Genomic DNA, 17,054 nt, shown 5'->3' with positions numbered 1-17,054 from the left:
GCCAGAAGCGCTGCGGAGAACGCTGTGTTTACGCGCGAGGATCAGTCGCGGCCTTTTTCCAGGAATGCCTTGAAGGCATCCGCATGGTCCGGATGCCAGCGCGACAGCGGCGGCCGGTTCTCGACGATATCGCCGGCGGCCCACAGAATACGGCGCTCGTCGGTGGGGCGGGGTACGTCGTTGTCGGGGCAGAGGATATAGAAATCGCCGCGCGTCAGGCTTTCCATCATGAAGTCGACGGTCTGCTCCGGCGTCCAGGCGCCGACCGGCTTTTCGCTGCGGCCCTGGGCCGTCAGCCCGGTATAGACGAAGCCGGGGATCAGGAGATGAGCGCGCACCTGGCTTCCGGCGGTGTTGCGCAACTCATGCTCGAGCGCCTCGGTGAAGACTTTCACTCCTGCCTTCGAGACATTGTAGGCCGGGTCGCCCGGCGGCGTGGTGATGCCTTGCTTCGAACCGGTGTTGATGATGACGGCCGGTTTGCCGTGCGCGATCATGCGTGTCGCGAAAACGCGAGAACCGTTGATGACGCCCCAGAGGTTGACGCCGAGCGTCGCTTCCCAGGCGGCCAATGGACCGAGGATCGCGCTGCCGGGCTGGATGCCGGCATTGTTCATCAGCACATGCACCTCGCCGAACCGCTGATGCACGCCGCGTTCGAGCGCTTCCAGGTCTTCGAGCCGCGACACGTCGGTCGGTATTGCCACGATGTGTTGCGCTCGACCGGGTGAGGCGGCGGCGACTTCGGCCGCCGCCTTGTCTAGCTTCTCGCCGGCAAGATCGGCGAGCACGACGCGCATGCCGAGCGAGGCGAAGTGGCGAGCGGCGGCCAGACCGATGCCGGAGGCGGCGCCGGTGATGACGGCAAGATTGTTGGGGGCGAAGGCAGGATGCGACATGACGGAACTCCTGTGGCGGGATCGCGTGCAAGACATAGGGCGCCGCAGACGAGCTGTCCATTGGCGTTCCCGGAACCTGCTCTTGAAAACCATGTGTTTTCAAGGCTGTCCCTTGCGCAAGCTCGACTATTTCCGCGCCTTCACAAAGGAGGAACTTGCGTCCGTATCGCACTTCAAGACCGGTGAACTCGCAGTCGATGGTGGCGAAACCATCGTCGTCGACGGCGCGCACGGCGCCCACCTGCCGAGGACGCCGCGTACATTTCCTTCCGATGCGGCGCCGTCGCCGCATCGATGCCGGGCGCCGATAGGATCAGGCTGCAACGATAGCCCGCAGCATCCATAGCGCTTTTTCGTGGAAATCGAGGCGCTCGGTCAGCATGTCGGTGGTGACGAGGTCACCGTTCTCGTCGGCCTTGGTGCCGGCCTCCCGCATCCGGCGCGCAGCCGCCTCGTGATCGGCAATCAGGTCCGCCACCATTTCGGCCGCGGTCGTATGACTGACCGAGGCCGCGCTGGGCGCGAAAGTCTTCGCTTCGGCAAGTTTTGCCGGGGCGAGATGGCCAAGGGCACGGATGCGTTCGGCGATGATGTCGGTTGCCTTGAACAACGCATTGTAATGTTCTTCGGTCAACTCGTGCAGCGGCTTGAACAGGGGACCAACCACATTCCAATGGTAGATGTGGCTTTTGATCACCAGCTTGTAAGTTTCGGCCAGGATGTCGGAAAGCGCTGCGGCCATGTGTTGGCGATAGGCCTTGGTCAGACCGATGTCGAATTCCTCGTCCCTGACCTTGGGCTTCAGCACGGCGGCTGTCTGTTTCATTCTCCTGCTCCAGTTCTGTCTTTGAAAGCGTCGAGCGGATGCGGCAGTGGCCGGCCGCCTGTGTTGAACGCCGCGGCGCGGCGGTTGTTCCGGCCGCATCGGTAGCCGTCACATGCCTTTTAAATGCCAGGGCAGGGCAGGGAGACGAGACGGCGTGACCGCCCAGCGCGCGCAGAAAACAGGTCCCGACCACGTCGCGGTTCCAGTGGAGAGGATCGGGGCAGCGTTACCTCAAAGTGAGTATGGAATGGCCGCGGGAGGGCGGCGCGCAGACACAGGCTCCGTCGAAGAAAGGAGCGATCAGGGCTTGCCGCGCGAGACGAACCAGGGGTTGGCGAAGTCGCTGTCGTCCTTCTGGTTGCGCTTGCCGTAGGTGAGCGGCACGCCGTCCATCGTCAGTGTTTCGCCGCCGGCCGCCCGAAGGATGGCGTCGCCCGCGGCCGTGTCCCATTCCATCGTGCGGCTGAAGCGTGGATAGACGTCGGCGAGCCCCTCGGCGAGAAGGCAGAACTTCAGGGACGAACCGACCGCCCTGTAGTCGACGATGCCGTGCTCGGCGAGGTAGGCGGTCGTTTCGGCGCTGTTGTGCGAACGGCTGGCAAGTCCAACCATGCGATCGCCGCAACTGCGGCAGCCAATGACGGTTTCATTGTCCAGGTGGAAGGTCTCGTCGATGACCGCCTTTACTGCCTTGCCGTGGTGGGCGGCGTAGAGGATGCCGAGAGCCGGCGCATAGACGACGCCGGCCACCGGCGCGCCGTTCTCGATCAACGCGATGTTGACGGTAAAATCGTCATGCCGACCGATGAATTCCTTCGTGCCATCGAGGGGATCGACCAGGAAGAAGGATCTGCCGGATATATCAGGCACGAAACCGGCGGCGACCGCTTCCTCGGCGACAACCGGAATCTCCGGAAAGGCGCGGGCGAGATTTGTAAGGATGATACGCTCGGCGCAGGCGTCGGCGTCGGTGACCGGCGAACAGTCCGGCTTGTAGCTGACCTCCGGGCCAGCGTTATAGATGTCGAGAATGGCCCGACCCGCTGCTATCGCCGATTGTTGCAGTATCTCCAGCATTCGCCCTTACTTTCCGTCCGTCATCAGCCTCATAACATATCGGGAACAGGAAGGTAGTCATGCTTTGGCGGTAGGCGCACTCCATTCGCAGCAATCATCGATTCGTTCCGTCGGGCAGCCAGCCGCATGATGAGCCGGCGAAGGGTTTTTTGCGCCTGCGAGACGGTTGTGTCTTTGCTTCCGCCGCGCGGCTGTGCAAATGTGCCGATGCAACTGAACTGGATGCCTTCATGCGTTATTCCGCTTTCTCGCTTGTCAGGAACGCCCTTTCCGGAAACCTGAATTGGAAGCCGCAATGGCGCCAGCCGCAGCCGAAACCGCACTATGACGTGATCATCGTCGGCGGCGGCGGACATGGGCTTTCGACGGCCTATTACCTTGCCAAGGAATTCGGCGTGAAGAACGTCGCCGTTCTGGAGAAGGGCTATCTCGGTTCGGGCAATGTTGGCCGCAACACGACGATCGTGCGCTCCAACTACATGCTGCCCGGCAACGAACCTTTCTACGAGTTCTCGATGAAGCTCTGGGAAGGGCTGGAGCAGGATCTCAACTACAATGTGATGCTGTCGCAGCGCGGCGTTATCATGCTTTACCACAGCGACGGCCAGCGCGACGTCTATGTCCGGCGCGGCAATGCGATGTGGATGGAGGGGGTGGCGGCCGAACTCATCGAGCGTGAGCAGTTGAAGAAGATGATCCCCTTCCTCAATTACGATCACGCGCGCTATCCGATCCTTGGCGGCCTGTTGCAGCGGCGCGCCGGCACCGCGAGACACGATGCGGTCGCCTGGGGCTATGCCCGTGGCGCCGACCGGCACGGCGTCGACATCATCGAACATTGCGAAGTGACCGGCATCCGCCGTGAAAACGGCGTCGTCACCGGCGTCGAAACGAGCAAGGGCTTCATCGGCTGCGGCAAGCTGGCGCTGGCGGCGGCCGGAAATTCGTCGCGGGTCGGCGAGATGGCGGGTCTCAAGCTGCCGCTCGAAAGCCATGTGCTGCAGGCCTTCGTCACCGAGGGGCTGAAGCCCTGCATCGACCATGTGATCGTCTATGGCGGCGGCCACTTCTACATCTCGCAATCGGACAAGGGCGGCCTCGTCTTCGGCGCAGAGATCGACGGCTATTCCTCCTACGCCCAGCGCGGCAACCTCGCGACCGCCGAGCACGTGATGGAGGAGGGGGTGGCGATGATCCCAGGCCTGTCGCGGGTGCGGGTGCTGCGCGCCTGGGGCGGCGTCATGGACATGAGCATGGACGGATCGCCGATCATCGACCGCACCTCGATCGACAATCTCTACCTGAACTGCGGCTGGTGCTATGGCGGCTTCAAGGCGACACCGGCTTCCGGCTATTGCTTCGCCCATCTGATCGCCAGGAACGACACCCATCCGGTGGCGCGCGCCCTCAGGCTCGACCGTTTCGCCCGCGGCTATGCCGTCGACGAGGCCGGCGCCGGCCCGCAACCCAATCTTCACTGACAGCACATGGCCGATCTGTCGGCCCGCATGGAATGAACAGGAAGCCGGAGCACGGCTTCAGGACACGGAAGACGATGGCAAGCCTGATTACCTGCCCGCATTGCGGGGTCCGACCGAAGGAAGAGTTTGCGATCCGCGGCGACGCGTCGCGCGGCCGCCCGGAACCTATGGATTCCGACGAAGCCTGGCACGATTATGTCTATGTGCGCGCCAATCCGCGTGGCCGCACCTTCGAGCATTGGCATCACATCGCCGGCTGTCGACGCTTCCTTGTCGTCGAGCGCGATACGGCCACCCATGAGGTCTATTCCGTCGTCGATGCCGTGGCGTTTCTGCGGAGGCCCGAGCGATGACCGGCCATCGTCTTTCCTCCGGCGGCCTCGTCGATCGCAGCCAGTCGCTGAGCTTCACCTTCGACGGTCGACCGCTGCGCGGCTTTGCCGGCGATACGCTCGCCTCGGCGCTGCTTGCCAATGACCAGCTGCTCGTCGGTCGCAGCTTCAAGTACCATCGGCCGCGCGGCATCGTCAGTGCCGGGCCTTCCGAGCCGAACGCGCTCGTCACCATCGGTTCCGGTGCGCGCACCGATGCAAACACCAAGGCGACAGTCGCCGAACTCTATGGCGGGCTGACGGCCAAGAGCCAGAACCGCTGGCCGTCGCTCGGCTTCGATGTCGGTGCCGTCAATGGCCTGCTGTCGCCGTTCCTCGGCGCCGGCTTCTACTACAAGACCTTCATGTGGCCGAAGCAGTTCTGGGAGCGCGTCTACGAGCCTTTCATCCGCCGCGCCGCCGGCCTCGGGAGAGCTGTGCTTGAGCGCGACCCCGAGAGCTACGAGAAGTCCTGGGCCTTCTGCGATCTGCTCGTCGTCGGTGCCGGTCCGTCCGGCCTGATGGCGGCGCTGACGGCTGGCCGCGCCGGGCTGCGCGTCATCGTCGCGGACGAGGATTTCCGGCTCGGCGGCTCCCTGCTTTCGACCACGGAGACCATTGACGGTGGCGCGGCATCGGTCTTCGCCGATCGTGCAGTTGCAGAGTTGCAGTCGCTGCCGAACGTCACGCTGCTTTCGCGTACCACCGTTTTCGGCTGGTATGACGACAATGTCTTCGGCGCGGTCGAACGCGTGCAGAAACACGTCGCCGAACCGTCGTCGAAGCTTGTGAGCGAGCGCGTCTGGCGCATCGTTGCCAAGCGCGCGCTGCTCGCGACCGGCGCCGAGGAACGGCCGCTGGTCTTTGGCGGCAACGATCGCCCCGGCGTGATGATGGCCGGTGCCATGACGACCTATGCCGAACGCTACGGTGTCGCAGCCGGCAAGTCTGTCGCGATCTTCACCAGTGGCAGCGCTGGCTATCGCACGGCGCGCGCGCTTGCCGCCAAAGGCGTCGCCATCGCGGCGATCGTCGATGCCCGGGCGGAATCCGGCGATCGGGCGCCTGATGGCATCAGGGTCATCCGCTCGGCCTCGATCGTCGATACCAAGGGCAGGCAACGCCTCAAGGGCATCGTCGTCGAACGCTCCGGTTTCGAGGAACTGATCGCCTGCGATGCGCTCGGCATGTCCGGCGGCTGGAGCCCGGTCGTGCATCTTGCGTGCCAGCGCGGTGCCAAGCCCATCTGGTCGGAGGAATTGCAGGCGTTTACTGCTCCCGATGTCGGTGCTGGCCTTCGTCCCGTCGGTGCTGCCAATGGCGTCTATACACTCGCCGGCTGCCTATCTGATGGCGTGGCAAAGGCCGCAGCAATGGCAGTGGAACTCGGTTTCAACGTCGCGCCGGCCGCGCCACCTGTCGTCGATGGCGAGGAAGCCTTTTCCTTTGCGGCATTCTGGTACGTGCCGGGCGCCAAGTCGAAGGCCTTCGTCGACTTCCAGAACGACGTGCATGCGAAAGACCTTGGCCTCGCTCTTCGCGAAGGCTTCGGCCATGTGGAGCATGCCAAGCGCTACACGACCAACGGCATGGCGACCGACCAGGGCAAGCTTTCCAACATCAACGCCGTCGGTATTCTCGCGGGCATGCGCGGCGTCAGCCCGGCCGAGGTTGGCACAACGACCTTCCGGCCCTTCTACACGCCGGTCTCCTTCGGCGCACTTGCGGGCGCGGCGCGCGACGAACATGCGGTGCCGGCACGGAAATCGCCGCTGCACGGCTGGGCGACGAAAAACGGTGCGACCTTCGTCGAGGTGGGGCTCTGGTACCGCTCCGCCTGGTTCCCGCGTGCCGGCGAGAAGACCTGGCGCGAAAGCGTCGATCGCGAAGTGCTGAACGTGCGCGCCAATGTCGGCCTCTGCGACGTCTCGACGCTCGGTAAGATCGAGGTTTTCGGTCCGGACGCCGCGGAGTTCCTCAACCGGCTCTATTGCAACCCGGTCCTCAAACTGCCCGTCGGCAAGGCGCGCTACGGCCTGATGCTGCGCGAAGACGGCTTCGTCTTCGACGACGGCACGGTGAGCCGGTTCGACGAGGAGCATTTCCTCGTGACCACGACAACGGCGATGGCCGGGCCGGTGATGGCCCACATGGAATATTGTGCCCAGGCGCTCTGGCCGGAGCCTGAGGTCCGGTTCACCTCGTCTACGGACCAATGGGCGCAGATGGCGGTCGCCGGTCCGAAGGCGCGCGCGGTGTTGCAGCAGATCGTCGATGGCGACATTTCCGACGACGCATTTCCGTTCCTTTCCGCCCGGAAGATCGTTCTGAAGAACGGCGTTTCCGCGCGGCTCTTCCGCATCTCCTTCTCCGGGGAACTCGCCTTCGAGTTGGCAGTGCCGGCGGGTTACGGCGAAACGGTCGCGGACCAGATCATGGAGGCCGGCCGTCCGCACGATATCTGCGCCTATGGCGTCGAAGCGCTCAATGTGCTGCGGCTGGAAAAGGGGTTGCTGACGCATGCCGAATTCGATGGCCGCGTCACGCCCGACGATGCCGGCCTCGGTCGCATGCTGTCGATGCAGAAGGCCGACTTCATCGGCAAGCGCCTGTCGACGCGCTACGGGTTGACGGCGGCCGACCGCATGCAACTCGTCGGCTTGAAGCCGGTCGATGCCGACAAGGATATGCGTGCCGGTGCCCATCTCCTGAAGGAGGGAACGAAGCCCTCGACGCTGAACGATCAGGGCTGGGTGAGCTCGGCCGGCTTCTCGCCAGTCCTGGGGCACGCCATCGCGCTTGCCTTCCTGAAATCCGGGCGCGAGCGCTATGGCGAGAAGGTCATCGTTTTTGACAAGCTGCGCGATCAGGAGATCGTCGCCGAGGTCTGCGATCCGGTCTTCGTCGATCCGCAAAACATGAAGCTGAAGGCCTGAGGAGGCGGTGATGGTTCGCGACTATAACAACCGCCACGCATTGGAGCAGAAGTTGCGCTCTGCGCCGACGCCTCCGGCCGCCGATCACCTGATGGTCGGCCATTGGCGCACGATCGCGACGGTTCTCGCCCGCACCGGGCAGGAAGAGGCGGTGCGGCAGGCGATCGCTTCGGTACCCGAGCTGTCGCTCCGTTTCTCAGGTCCCGGGGAATGGCTGGTGGTCTCGGAGGTGGAGGCGCCGAGCGGACTGATGCGGCACCTCGAACAGCTTTGCGGTGGACAGGCCTATGTCGTCGACCAAAGCGATGGACGCGCCGTCTTCCGCCTTGCCGGCCCGAATGCGCGCACCATCCTAGCCAAGGGCATCGGCCTCGATCTGCATCCTGCCGTTTTCCCGCTCGGGGGCAGTGCCAACGTGCTGTGCGGCCACATCCCGGTCAATCTCGCCCGGACGGACGAAGACGCGTTCGAACTGATCGTGGCGCGAAGCTACGCGGAATCGCTCTTCGACGACCTGATGCGGATGGGACGGGCGTTCGATATCACGGCTGCCTTTTCCGACTGAACCGGCCTCCGGCGATAGGCTGAAAACAAATGCGGCATGAAATGCCGCAAACGGGTCGCCCATCCGCCAGCAAACGGCGGAAATGGACAAGCGTCCTTCGCAGCCGTGTCTTTATCGCCGCCGCCTTTCTGACTAGGCTGCCATCAATCGCCGCCTGCGCTTCCGTGGCGGAAGGCAAGCGGCCGCCGTGCTTGATATTTTTCCTGACAATTTGGCCATGCCTCCGGCAGGAGCATGGGAAGGCGGAGTGTACGCATGAAAAGCCATGCCAAGGTCGTCGTTATCGGAGGCGGCGTCGTCGGTTGTTCGGTGCTCTATCACCTGACGAAGTTCGGCTGGACCGATGCTGTCCTGCTCGAACGATCGGAGCTGACCTCCGGCTCCACCTGGCATGCGGCCGGCGGCATGCACACGATCAACGGCGACCCGAACGTCGCCAAGCTGCAGAAATACACGGTGGAGCTCTATAAGGAAATCCAGGAATTCTCCGGCCAGGATGTCGGCCTGCACATGACGTCGGGCATGATGCTGGCAGCCACCAAGGAGCGCTTCGACTGGATGAAGTCGATCCTCGCCAAGGGCCGCTACATGGGGCTCGATGCCGAGCTGCTGACGCCCAAGGAAGCGCATGACCTGATGCCGCTGCTCGACCCCGATCAGTTCGTCGGCGCGGTCTTCGATCCGGTCGAAGGCCATCTCGATCCCTACGGCACGACCCATGCCTATGCCAAGTCGGCGAAAAAGAACGGCGCGGAGATCTATCTGCACACCAAGGTCGAGGATCTGGTGCAGCGCGAGGATGGCTCCTGGCGCGTGATCACCAACCAGGGCGAGATCATCGCTGAACATGTCGTCAACGCCGCCGGGCTCTGGGCGCGTGAGGTGGGCCGCATGGTCGGCCTCGAGCTGCCGGTGCTCGCCATGGAGCACATGTATCTCATCACCGAAGACATGCCCGAGGTCATCGAGTTCAACCGGACGCGCGGCAAGGAACTGATGCATTGCGTCGATTTCGACGGCGAGATCTATCTGCGCCAGGAACGCAACGGGATGCTGATGGGCACCTATGAGAAGGCATGCCGTCCGTGGTCGCCAGTGACGACGCCCTGGGACTTCGGCCATGAACTGCTGGCAGAGGATATCGACCGCATTTCGCCGGAACTCGAAGTCGGCTTCCGGCATTTTCCGGCCTTCAACCGGGCCGGCATCAAGAAGATCATCAACGGCCCCTTCACCTTCTCGCCGGATGGCAATCCGCTGGTCGGTCCCGTGCGGGGCTTGCGGAACTTCTGGTCTGCCTGCGCCGTCATGGCCGGCTTCAGCCAGGGCGGCGGCGTCGGCCTGGCGCTTGCCAACTGGATGATCCATGGCGATCCCGGTTTCGACGTCTTTGCCATGGACGTCGCCCGCTACGGCGATTTCGCCACACTCGCCTATACCAATGCCAAGGTGCGCGAAAACTATTCGCGCCGTTTCTCGATCCGCTATCCGAACGAGGAGTTGCCGGGTGCGCGGCCGCTGCTGACGACGCCGATCTACGACAGGCTGAAGGCGGCCGGCGCCGTTTTCGGCGCGTCCTACGGTCTCGAAACGCCGCTGTGGTTCGCACCCGAAGGGGTGACGGACGCATTCTCCTGGCGGCGCTCGACGGATTTCGAAACGGTTGGCGGGGAAGCGCGCGCCGTGCGCGAAGGCGTCGGCCTGATGGAGACTTCGGGCTTTGCCAAATATGCGATCACCGGCAAGGGGGCCGAGGCCTGGCTCGACCGCATACTGGCCTGCCGCATCCCGCAAGCGGGACGCATGACGCTGGCGCCGATGCTGAAGGAGGACGGCAAGCTGATCGGCGATTTCACGCTTGCCAAGCTCGGGGAGGGGGATTTCCTGCTCGTCGGCTCCGGAATCGCCGAGGACTACCACATGCGCTGGTTCGAGGCGCATCTGCCTTTGGACGGCTCGGTTTCGCTGAAGCCGCTGAAGCTGGAACTGGTCGGCCTGTCGATCGCAGGGCCGAAGGCGCGCGAGGTGCTTGCCAGCCTCACCCATCTCGACGTCTCGGACGCCGCCTTTCCGTTCCTGGATATCCGTCGGATGGACCTCGGCATGGCACCCGTCATCGTCGGCCGCGTCAGCTACACCGGCGATCTCGGCTACGAGATCTGGATGAAGCCGGAGTATCAGCGCTATCTCTTCGAGCTCTTCATGGAAAAGGGGGCGTCGTCCGGGATCAGATTGTTCGGCCTCAGGGCACTGAACGCCTTGCGGGTCGAGAAGTCCTTCGGCAGTTGGGCGCGCGAATATCGACCGCTTTACGGTCCGGTCGAGGCCGGCCTTGGTCGCTTCGTCGCAACGGGCAAGGAGGCCGATTTCATCGGCAAGGCGGCGGCGACCAAGGAGAAGGCCGACGGCGGCGTGCTGCGTCTCAGGACCTTCGTCCTCGAGGCGAGGGATGCCGACGTCATCGGCGACGAACCGATCTATCTCGACGGCGTCGTGCGCGGCTGGGTAACGTCGGGCGGCTATGCGCATACGAGCGGCGTTTCGGTGGCCATGGGTTACGTGCCGAAGGAGATCGCCGACCGCAGCGATGGCTGGTCGATCGAACTCCTGGGCGAGATCCTGCCGGCGCGCCTGCAGCCGAATCCCTTGTTCGATGCAAGCGGTCAACGGATGCGCACTTGAGCGGCGGGGCGGCCAGTGGTCTGGCCAGTTCGTGGCCGGACCTCCGCAGGTCTCACGGCATTTACGACTAAAGTTGATGATTTTGCGGGCGAAAGCTGCGGACGTTTTGATTTTTCTGGCTTTAAAAGCGTCAAATCGATTTTATCGAGGAAGATTTTGCCGAAGCCGCGTTTTTTAGCTTTCCTTTTCGTTTGAAAGAGGTATGGAATCGAACAAACACGGCGCTCACAAGAGCTCAAAAAACAAAGAGACCAGACCTTAGGGATCTGGTCCAGGGGAAGATTGATGGAGTATTTCGTCCAGCAGCTCGTCAACGGGCTGACTCTTGGGTCTATTTATGGTATGATCGCAATTGGTTATACCATGGTCTACGGCATCATTGGCATGATCAACTTCGCCCACGGCGATATCTTCATGCTTGGCGGCTTTGCTGCTTTGATTGTCTTTCTGCTTCTCACTTCATTTATAGCAGGCGTGCCGGTTGTACTTGCGCTTTTGCTGATGATGATCGTGGCGATGCTCGCGGCGTCGCTGTGGAACTGGACGATCGAGCGAGTGGCGTACCGTCCGCTGCGCGGGTCTTTCCGGCTGGCGCCGCTGATTACCGCGATCGGCATGTCGATCGTGTTGTCGAACTTCATCCAGGTGACGCAGGGGCCGCGCAACAAGCCGATCCCGCCGCTCGTCTCGTCCGTCTATGACGTGTTCGGCATCGCCATTTCGCTGAAGCAGATCATCATCATCATCATCACGGCGATCCTGCTTTCCGTCTTCTGGTACATCGTCAACAAGACGCCGCTTGGCCGTGCTCAGCGCGCCACCGAGCAGGATCGCAAGATGGCGGCCCTGCTTGGCGTCGACGTCGACCGAACGATCTCCGTGACCTTCATCATGGGCGCTGCACTCGCTGCTGTCGCGGGAACCATGTACCTGATGTATTACGGCGTGGTCGTTTTTACCGACGGCTTCGTCCCCGGGGTCAAGGCATTCACCGCCGCCGTTCTCGGAGGCATTGGCTCGCTGCCGGGCGCTGTATTGGGCGGACTTCTGATCGGCCTGATCGAGTCCCTGTGGTCGGCCTATTTCACCATCGACTACAAGGACGTTGCGACCTTCTCCATTCTCGCAATCGTCCTGATCTTCAAGCCGTCGGGTATTCTCGGACGACCGGAAGTCGAGAAGGTATAATTCAATGGCAAACATTGCTTCTACAACTGCAAGCGCCGGCACAGAGGTGACGGCGCGGGCCCTGCGCGAGTCTGTCTTCGCGGGCCTCATCACGCTCGGACTGTTCGTGCTCTTCGTCGGCCTCAAGACCGACCAGAACATCCGCAACGAGCTGATCCTGACCCAGCGTTGGGGCCTGTTGGCGATCTTCGTGATCATTGCCATGGTTGGCCGCTTCCTCATGGTCGCCTACGTCCAGCCGTGGCTTGCCCAGCGAAAGGCTGCAAAGGCGGCAGCGCCGGAAGTTGCCAAGGAAGAGAGCTTCTTCAGCCGCAATTTCTCGAGGATTGCGATCGTTGCCTTGATCCTTTATCCGCCGGTCATCGTCGCGCTCACCGGTATTCAGGGCTCGCTGAAATGGGTGGACAATTTCGGCATCCAGATCCTGATCTATGTGATGCTCGCCTGGGGGCTCAACATCGTCGTCGGCCTCGCCGGCCTGCTCGACCTTGGTTACGTCGCTTTCTATGCGGTCGGTGCCTATTCCTACGCGCTGCTGTCGACCTATTTCGGCTTGTCCTTCTGGGTGCTGTTGCCGGTCGCCGGCCTGCTTGCCGCCTGCTGGGGCTTGGTCCTCGGCTTCCCGGTGCTGCGCCTGCGCGGTGACTATCTGGCGATCGTCACGCTCGCCTTCGGCGAAATCATCCGCCTGGTGCTGATCAACTGGACCGAGGTCACCAAGGGTACCTTCGGCGTGTCCGGCATTGCCAAGGCGACGCTGTTCGGCATCAAGTTCGATGCCTCGAAGGACGGCTTTGCCGCATTGATGGGGCTGCCGATCTCGTCGGTCTACTACAAGATCTTCCTGTTCTACCTGATCCTCGGCCTTTGCTTGATCACGGCCTTCGTGACGATCCGCCTTCGTCGGATGCCGATCGGGCGCGCCTGGGAGGCCCTGCGCGAAGATGAGATCGCCTGCAAGTCGCTCGGCATCAACACGGTCACCACCAAGCTGACGGCTTTCGCCATGGGCGCCATGTTCGGCGGCATCGCCGGCTCCTTCTTCGCGGTGCGCCAGGGCTTCGTTTCGCCCGAATCCTTCGTGTTCCTCGAATCGGCGGTGATCCTCGCAATCGTCGTGCTCGGCGGCATGGGGTCGCTGACCGGCATTGCGGTCGCGGCAGTCGTCATGATCGGCGGCACCGAAATCCTGCGTGAGCTCGCCTTCCTGAAGGTCATCTTCGGACCGAACTTCACACCGGAACTCTACCGCATGCTGATCTTTGGCCTGGCCATGGTCGTCGTCATGGTCTGGAAGCCGCGCGGCTTCGTCGGATCGCGTGAACCGACCGCGTTCCTGCGCGAACGAAAGGCCGTCTCCGGCAGCTTTACCAAGGAAGGGCATGGCTGATGGCCCTCGAGACCACGACGATGACAATGACACAAGACCCGATTCTCAAGGTTGAGCACCTGTCGATGCGCTTCGGCGGTCTGATGGCGATCAACGACTTCTCCTTCGAGGCCCATCGCGGCGACATCACCGCGCTGATCGGCCCGAACGGAGCAGGCAAGACGACGGTGTTCAACTGCATCACCGGCTTCTACAAGCCGACGATGGGTATGATCACAATGAAGCAGCAGTCCGGGAAGGAGTATCTCCTGGAGCGGCTGCCGGACTTCGAGATCACCAAGCAGGCGAAGGTGGCGCGCACGTTCCAGAACATCCGGATGTTCTCCGGCATGACCGTGCTCGAAAACCTCTTGGTGGCGCAGCACAACAAGCTGATGCTGGCATCAGGCTATACCGTGCTCGGGCTCCTTGGATTCCCCGCCTATCGGCAGGCCTCCAGGGAGGCGACTGAACTCGCCAAGCATTGGCTCGAAAAGGCGTCGCTGATCGACCGGGCCGACGACCCGGCCGGGGACCTGCCCTATGGCGCGCAGCGGCGGTTGGAGATTGCCCGTGCCATGTGCACGGGACCGGAGCTGCTGTGCCTCGATGAGCCTGCGGCCGGCCTCAATCCGCGCGAGTCTCATGCCCTCAATGAACTGTTGCAGGGCATCCGCAGGGACACCGGCACGTCCATCCTGCTGATCGAGCACGACATGTCCGTGGTCATGGAGATATCGGACCATGTCGTCGTGCTCGAATATGGGCAGAAGATTTCCGACGGCACCCCGGATTTCGTCAAGAACGATCCAAAGGTCATCGCGGCCTATCTGGGTGTCGAGGATGAAGAGGTTGAAGAGGTGATCGAGCAAATCGAGGAAATCGAAGGCGGACAGGGAGACACCAAGCAATGACTGCGCCGCTGCTGCAAGTGAAAGCCGTCGAAACCTACTACGGCAATATTCGGGCGCTCAGCGGCGTCGACGTCGAGGTCCATCGCGGCGAAATCGTTTCGCTGATCGGTGCCAATGGTGCGGGCAAGTCGACCTTGATGATGACGATCTGCGGCAGTCCGCAGGCGCGCACCGGCACGGTGATGTTCGACGGCCATGACATCACGCGCCTGCCGACCCACGAAATCGCACGCATGAGGATTGCTCAGTCGCCGGAAGGCCGCCGCATCTTCCCGCGCATGACTGTTTTCGAAAACCTGCAGATGGGCGCGAGCCTCGACAACCTCAAGCATTTCGACGAGGACGTGGAAAAGATCTTCAGGCTTTTTCCGCGACTGAAGGAGCGTCAGGCGCAACGCGGCGGAACGCTGTCGGGCGGCGAGCAGCAGATGCTGTCGATCGGCCGCGCGCTGATGGCCCGCCCGAAGCTTTTGCTTCTCGACGAGCCGTCGCTGGGTCTCGCGCCGCTGATCGTCAAGGGCATCTTCGAAGCGATCAAGAAACTCAACAAGGAGGAGGGCCTGACGGTGTTCCTCGTCGAGCAGAACGCCTTTGGGGCGCTCAAGCTTTCAGATCGCGGCTACGTGCTGGTCAACGGCCGGGTGACGATGAGCGGCACCGGCAAGGACCTGCTGGCGAACCCGGAAGTTCGCGCGGCCTATCTCGAAGGCGGCCGTCATTGACGGGCTGCATCTGGAGCAAGTGACATGCAGGGAATTCTCTACGAAGAACCGTCGATCTGGCAGTTTTTTTTCATCAGCTGCGTGATGGGCGGTTGGACCGCCTGGCGAACCGGCAAGAGCGTTGCCGAAAGTTGGCAGGGCGTGCCGCGGCTGCTGCTCTACGTGGCGTTGCTGGGGCTGGCGATCCGCTTCGTGCATCACGCCCTCTTCGGCGGCACGATGTTCAGCCTGCAATACTATATCGTGGACACGATCGTGCTTTTGTTGTTTGCTACCGCAGGTTTCCGGTACTACCGAACCAAGCAAATGACCAAAATCTACTACTGGCTCTACGAGAAGGCTTCACCCTTCTCCTGGAAAGCCAAATAAAGGGAACAGCGCGTGCCGGTCCGCCGCGGCCGGTGCGAAGGAAACACCGGCGCAACTATGGTGGGCATTGCGCAGGTTGATAACGAGACCCGCTCGAATATTTGGGAGTAACAAGATGAAAAAATCTCTTCTGTCGGCCGTTGCGCTGACGGCTATGGTTGCCTTCAGCGGCACCGCCTGGGCCGATATTCTCGTTGGTGTCGCCGGCCCGCTGACTGGCCCGAACGCAGCCTTCGGTGCACAGCTCCAGAAAGGTGCCGAACAGGCCGCTGCCGACATCAACGCCGCCGGCGGTATCAACGGGGAACAGATCAAGCTTGTGCTCGGCGACGACGTTTCGGACCCGAAGCAGGGCATTTCGGTCGCCAACAAGTTCGTTGCTGACGGCGTGAAGTTCGTCGTTGGTCACTTCAACTCTGGCGTTTCGATCCCGGCATCGGAAGTCTATGCCGAAAACGGCATCTTGGAGATCACGCCGTCTGCGACCAACCCGCAGTTCACTGAGCGCGGCCTGTGGAACACCTTCCGCACCTGCGGCCGTGACGACCAGCAGGGCGCAGTTGCCGGCGCGTACCTCGCCGCCAACTTCAAGGACGCGAAGATCGCCGTCGTTCACGACAAGACGCCCTATGGTCAGGGCCTTGCCGACGAAACCAAGAAGGCGATGAACGAAGCCGGCCTCACCGAGGCCCTCTATGAAGGCGTCAACATCGGCGACAAGGACTTCTCCGCACTGATCGCCAAGATGAAGGAAGCCGGCGTTTCGGTCGTCTACTGGGGCGGTCTGCACACCGAGGCCGGCCTGATCATGCGCCAGATGAAGGACCAGGGCCTCAAGGCAACCATGATGTCCGGCGACGGTATCGTTTCCAACGAACTGGCCTCCATCGCCGGCGACGCCGTCGACGGTACGCTGATGACGTTCGCTCCGGATCCGCGCAAGAACCCGGCCGCCAAGGAACTCGTCGAAAAGTTCCGCGCAGCCGGCTTTGAACCGGAAGCCTACACCCTCTACTCCTATGCCGCTCTTCAGGTCATCGCCGAAGCCGCGAAGGCTTCCGGCGGTAACGACCCACAGGCCGTTGCCGAAGCCATCAAGGCAAAGGGTCCGTTCAAGACCGCAATCGGCGAACTCGGCTATAACGAAAAGGGCGACATCACCCGCCCGGACTACGTCATGTACACTTGGAAGAAGGGCGACGACGGCAAGTTCACCTACTTCCAGAACGAGTAGTTCTGATTTCGGACTTGCGTCCGATTTGTCGGGCCCGGCGAGCGATCGCCGGGCTTTTCTGTAAGCGAAGCAACCTCCACCTCTGGTCGAGGTCACGGCTTTTCGTGATAAGTGTTTCGCCTGTCGAGATGGCTGTCGCGTCGCACCGTTTCGTGCACTCTCTCCCGAATTCTGTTCCGGAGGCGGCCATGAGCTCGAAACCCTGCATTCTCGTTACCCGCCGGTCGGCAACGTCACCGCTTTCCTCGAGGGGCGCGAGCCGCCGGATCGGGTAGCGTAAGTGGCTGCCTGTTTTTCGCGCAGCGCTTGCACGGAAATGCAGCGCTCTGACGATTTTCTTTGCAAAACAATAACTTGACTTGTCATGCCGCGTTGCGGACGATAGCGCGAAGGCAAGGCGACCGGCCCAACGGGTGCAGCG

At 62.4% G+C, this 17,054-nt stretch carries 14 protein-coding genes; 11 read left to right on the top strand and 3 right to left on the bottom strand.

The features are described from left to right. Positions 1 to 41 precede the first annotated feature (41 nt). The 3 genes from QM996_RS12925 to cysQ form a co-directional block, all read right to left on the bottom strand. A complete protein-coding gene (locus QM996_RS12925) occupies positions 42 to 899 on the bottom strand; it encodes an SDR family oxidoreductase (RefSeq protein WP_500267829.1) in 858 nt (285 codons plus the stop codon). 313 nt (positions 900 to 1,212) lie between these two features. Then, entirely contained in the window at positions 1,213 to 1,725 is a 513-nt protein-coding gene (locus QM996_RS12920) for a Dps family protein (RefSeq protein ID WP_500267828.1), read from the bottom strand. Between the two features lie 300 nt (positions 1,726 to 2,025). Then, entirely contained in the window at positions 2,026 to 2,802 is a 777-nt protein-coding gene (gene cysQ, locus QM996_RS12915; RefSeq protein ID WP_500267827.1) for a 3'(2'),5'-bisphosphate nucleotidase CysQ family protein, read from the bottom strand. A gap of 230 nt (positions 2,803 to 3,032) precedes the next feature. Here cysQ and QM996_RS12910 point away from each other — a divergent pair, with 230 nt between their 5' ends. From QM996_RS12910 to QM996_RS12860, 11 genes are all read left to right on the top strand, one after another. Beyond that, on the top strand, positions 3,033 to 4,283 hold the full coding sequence (locus QM996_RS12910) for a sarcosine oxidase subunit beta family protein (RefSeq protein ID WP_500267826.1): 1,251 nt from the start codon (positions 3,033 to 3,035) through the stop codon (positions 4,281 to 4,283). Between the two features lie 74 nt (positions 4,284 to 4,357). Then, positions 4,358 to 4,636 carry a sarcosine oxidase subunit delta gene (locus tag QM996_RS12905; protein ID WP_500267825.1) on the top strand — a complete coding sequence of 93 codons (279 nt, stop codon included), beginning with the start codon at positions 4,358 to 4,360 and terminating at the stop codon, positions 4,634 to 4,636. After that, positions 4,633 to 7,590, top strand: a complete 2,958-nt coding sequence (locus tag QM996_RS12900; protein ID WP_500267824.1) for an aminomethyltransferase family protein — start codon at positions 4,633 to 4,635, stop codon at positions 7,588 to 7,590. The genes QM996_RS12905 and QM996_RS12900 overlap by 4 nt, the downstream gene beginning before the upstream one ends. Positions 7,591 to 7,600: 10 nt before the next feature. After that, positions 7,601 to 8,155, top strand: coding sequence for a sarcosine oxidase subunit gamma (locus QM996_RS12895; protein ID WP_500267823.1), 555 nt, complete (start codon positions 7,601 to 7,603; stop codon positions 8,153 to 8,155). Between the two features lie 255 nt (positions 8,156 to 8,410). Further along, positions 8,411 to 10,837, top strand: a complete 2,427-nt coding sequence (locus QM996_RS12890) for a GcvT family protein (protein WP_500267822.1) — start codon at positions 8,411 to 8,413, stop codon at positions 10,835 to 10,837. A gap of 285 nt (positions 10,838 to 11,122) precedes the next feature. After that, a complete protein-coding gene (locus QM996_RS12885; RefSeq protein ID WP_500267821.1) occupies positions 11,123 to 12,025 on the top strand; it encodes a branched-chain amino acid ABC transporter permease in 903 nt (300 codons plus the stop codon). A gap of 4 nt (positions 12,026 to 12,029) precedes the next feature. Then, a complete protein-coding gene (livM, locus tag QM996_RS12880; protein ID WP_500267820.1) occupies positions 12,030 to 13,415 on the top strand; it encodes an ABC transporter permease family protein in 1,386 nt (461 codons plus the stop codon). After that, entirely contained in the window at positions 13,415 to 14,308 is an 894-nt protein-coding gene (locus tag QM996_RS12875; protein WP_500267819.1) for an ABC transporter ATP-binding protein, read from the top strand. The genes livM and QM996_RS12875 overlap by 1 nt, the downstream gene beginning before the upstream one ends. Continuing rightward, entirely contained in the window at positions 14,305 to 15,030 is a 726-nt protein-coding gene (locus QM996_RS12870; protein ID WP_500267818.1) for an ABC transporter ATP-binding protein, read from the top strand. Before QM996_RS12875 ends, QM996_RS12870 begins: the two co-directional genes overlap by 4 nt. A 24-nt stretch (positions 15,031 to 15,054) precedes the next feature. Continuing rightward, positions 15,055 to 15,399, top strand: coding sequence for a DUF6867 family protein (locus QM996_RS12865; RefSeq protein ID WP_500267817.1), 345 nt, complete (start codon positions 15,055 to 15,057; stop codon positions 15,397 to 15,399). A gap of 115 nt (positions 15,400 to 15,514) precedes the next feature. Then, the gene (locus QM996_RS12860; RefSeq protein WP_173517605.1) at positions 15,515 to 16,633 is read left to right on the top strand and encodes a branched-chain amino acid ABC transporter substrate-binding protein; all 1,119 of its coding nucleotides are present in this window, start codon (positions 15,515 to 15,517) and stop codon (positions 16,631 to 16,633) included. The last annotated feature ends 421 nt before the right edge of the window (positions 16,634 to 17,054 follow it).

This window comes from Sinorhizobium chiapasense, assembly GCF_045277575.1.
Lineage (GTDB): Bacteria > Pseudomonadota > Alphaproteobacteria > Rhizobiales > Rhizobiaceae > Ensifer > Ensifer chiapasense_A.
The sequence above is the reverse complement of the archived record's forward strand: the minus strand, read 5'-3'. Positions and strand labels throughout refer to the sequence as shown.

Bases quoted from the DNA above. Each gene is read 5' to 3' on its own strand.
- QM996_RS12925 (WP_500267829.1), bottom strand. From the start codon at position 899: ATGTCGCATCCTGCCTTCGCCCCCAACAATCTTGCCGTCATCACCGGC.
- QM996_RS12920 (WP_500267828.1), bottom strand. From the start codon at position 1,725: ATGAAACAGACAGCCGCCGTGCTGAAGCCCAAGGTCAGGGACGAGGAA.
- cysQ (WP_500267827.1), bottom strand. From the start codon at position 2,802: ATGCTGGAGATACTGCAACAATCGGCGATAGCAGCGGGTCGGGCCATT.
- QM996_RS12910 (WP_500267826.1), top strand. From the start codon at position 3,033: ATGCGTTATTCCGCTTTCTCGCTTGTCAGGAACGCCCTTTCCGGAAAC.
- QM996_RS12905 (WP_500267825.1), top strand. From the start codon at position 4,358: ATGGCAAGCCTGATTACCTGCCCGCATTGCGGGGTCCGACCGAAGGAA.
- QM996_RS12900 (WP_500267824.1), top strand. From the start codon at position 4,633: ATGACCGGCCATCGTCTTTCCTCCGGCGGCCTCGTCGATCGCAGCCAG.
- QM996_RS12895 (WP_500267823.1), top strand. From the start codon at position 7,601: ATGGTTCGCGACTATAACAACCGCCACGCATTGGAGCAGAAGTTGCGC.
- QM996_RS12890 (WP_500267822.1), top strand. From the start codon at position 8,411: ATGAAAAGCCATGCCAAGGTCGTCGTTATCGGAGGCGGCGTCGTCGGT.
- QM996_RS12885 (WP_500267821.1), top strand. From the start codon at position 11,123: ATGGAGTATTTCGTCCAGCAGCTCGTCAACGGGCTGACTCTTGGGTCT.
- livM (WP_500267820.1), top strand. From the start codon at position 12,030: ATGGCAAACATTGCTTCTACAACTGCAAGCGCCGGCACAGAGGTGACG.
- QM996_RS12875 (WP_500267819.1), top strand. From the start codon at position 13,415: ATGGCCCTCGAGACCACGACGATGACAATGACACAAGACCCGATTCTC.
- QM996_RS12870 (WP_500267818.1), top strand. From the start codon at position 14,305: ATGACTGCGCCGCTGCTGCAAGTGAAAGCCGTCGAAACCTACTACGGC.
- QM996_RS12865 (WP_500267817.1), top strand. From the start codon at position 15,055: ATGCAGGGAATTCTCTACGAAGAACCGTCGATCTGGCAGTTTTTTTTC.
- QM996_RS12860 (WP_173517605.1), top strand. From the start codon at position 15,515: ATGAAAAAATCTCTTCTGTCGGCCGTTGCGCTGACGGCTATGGTTGCC.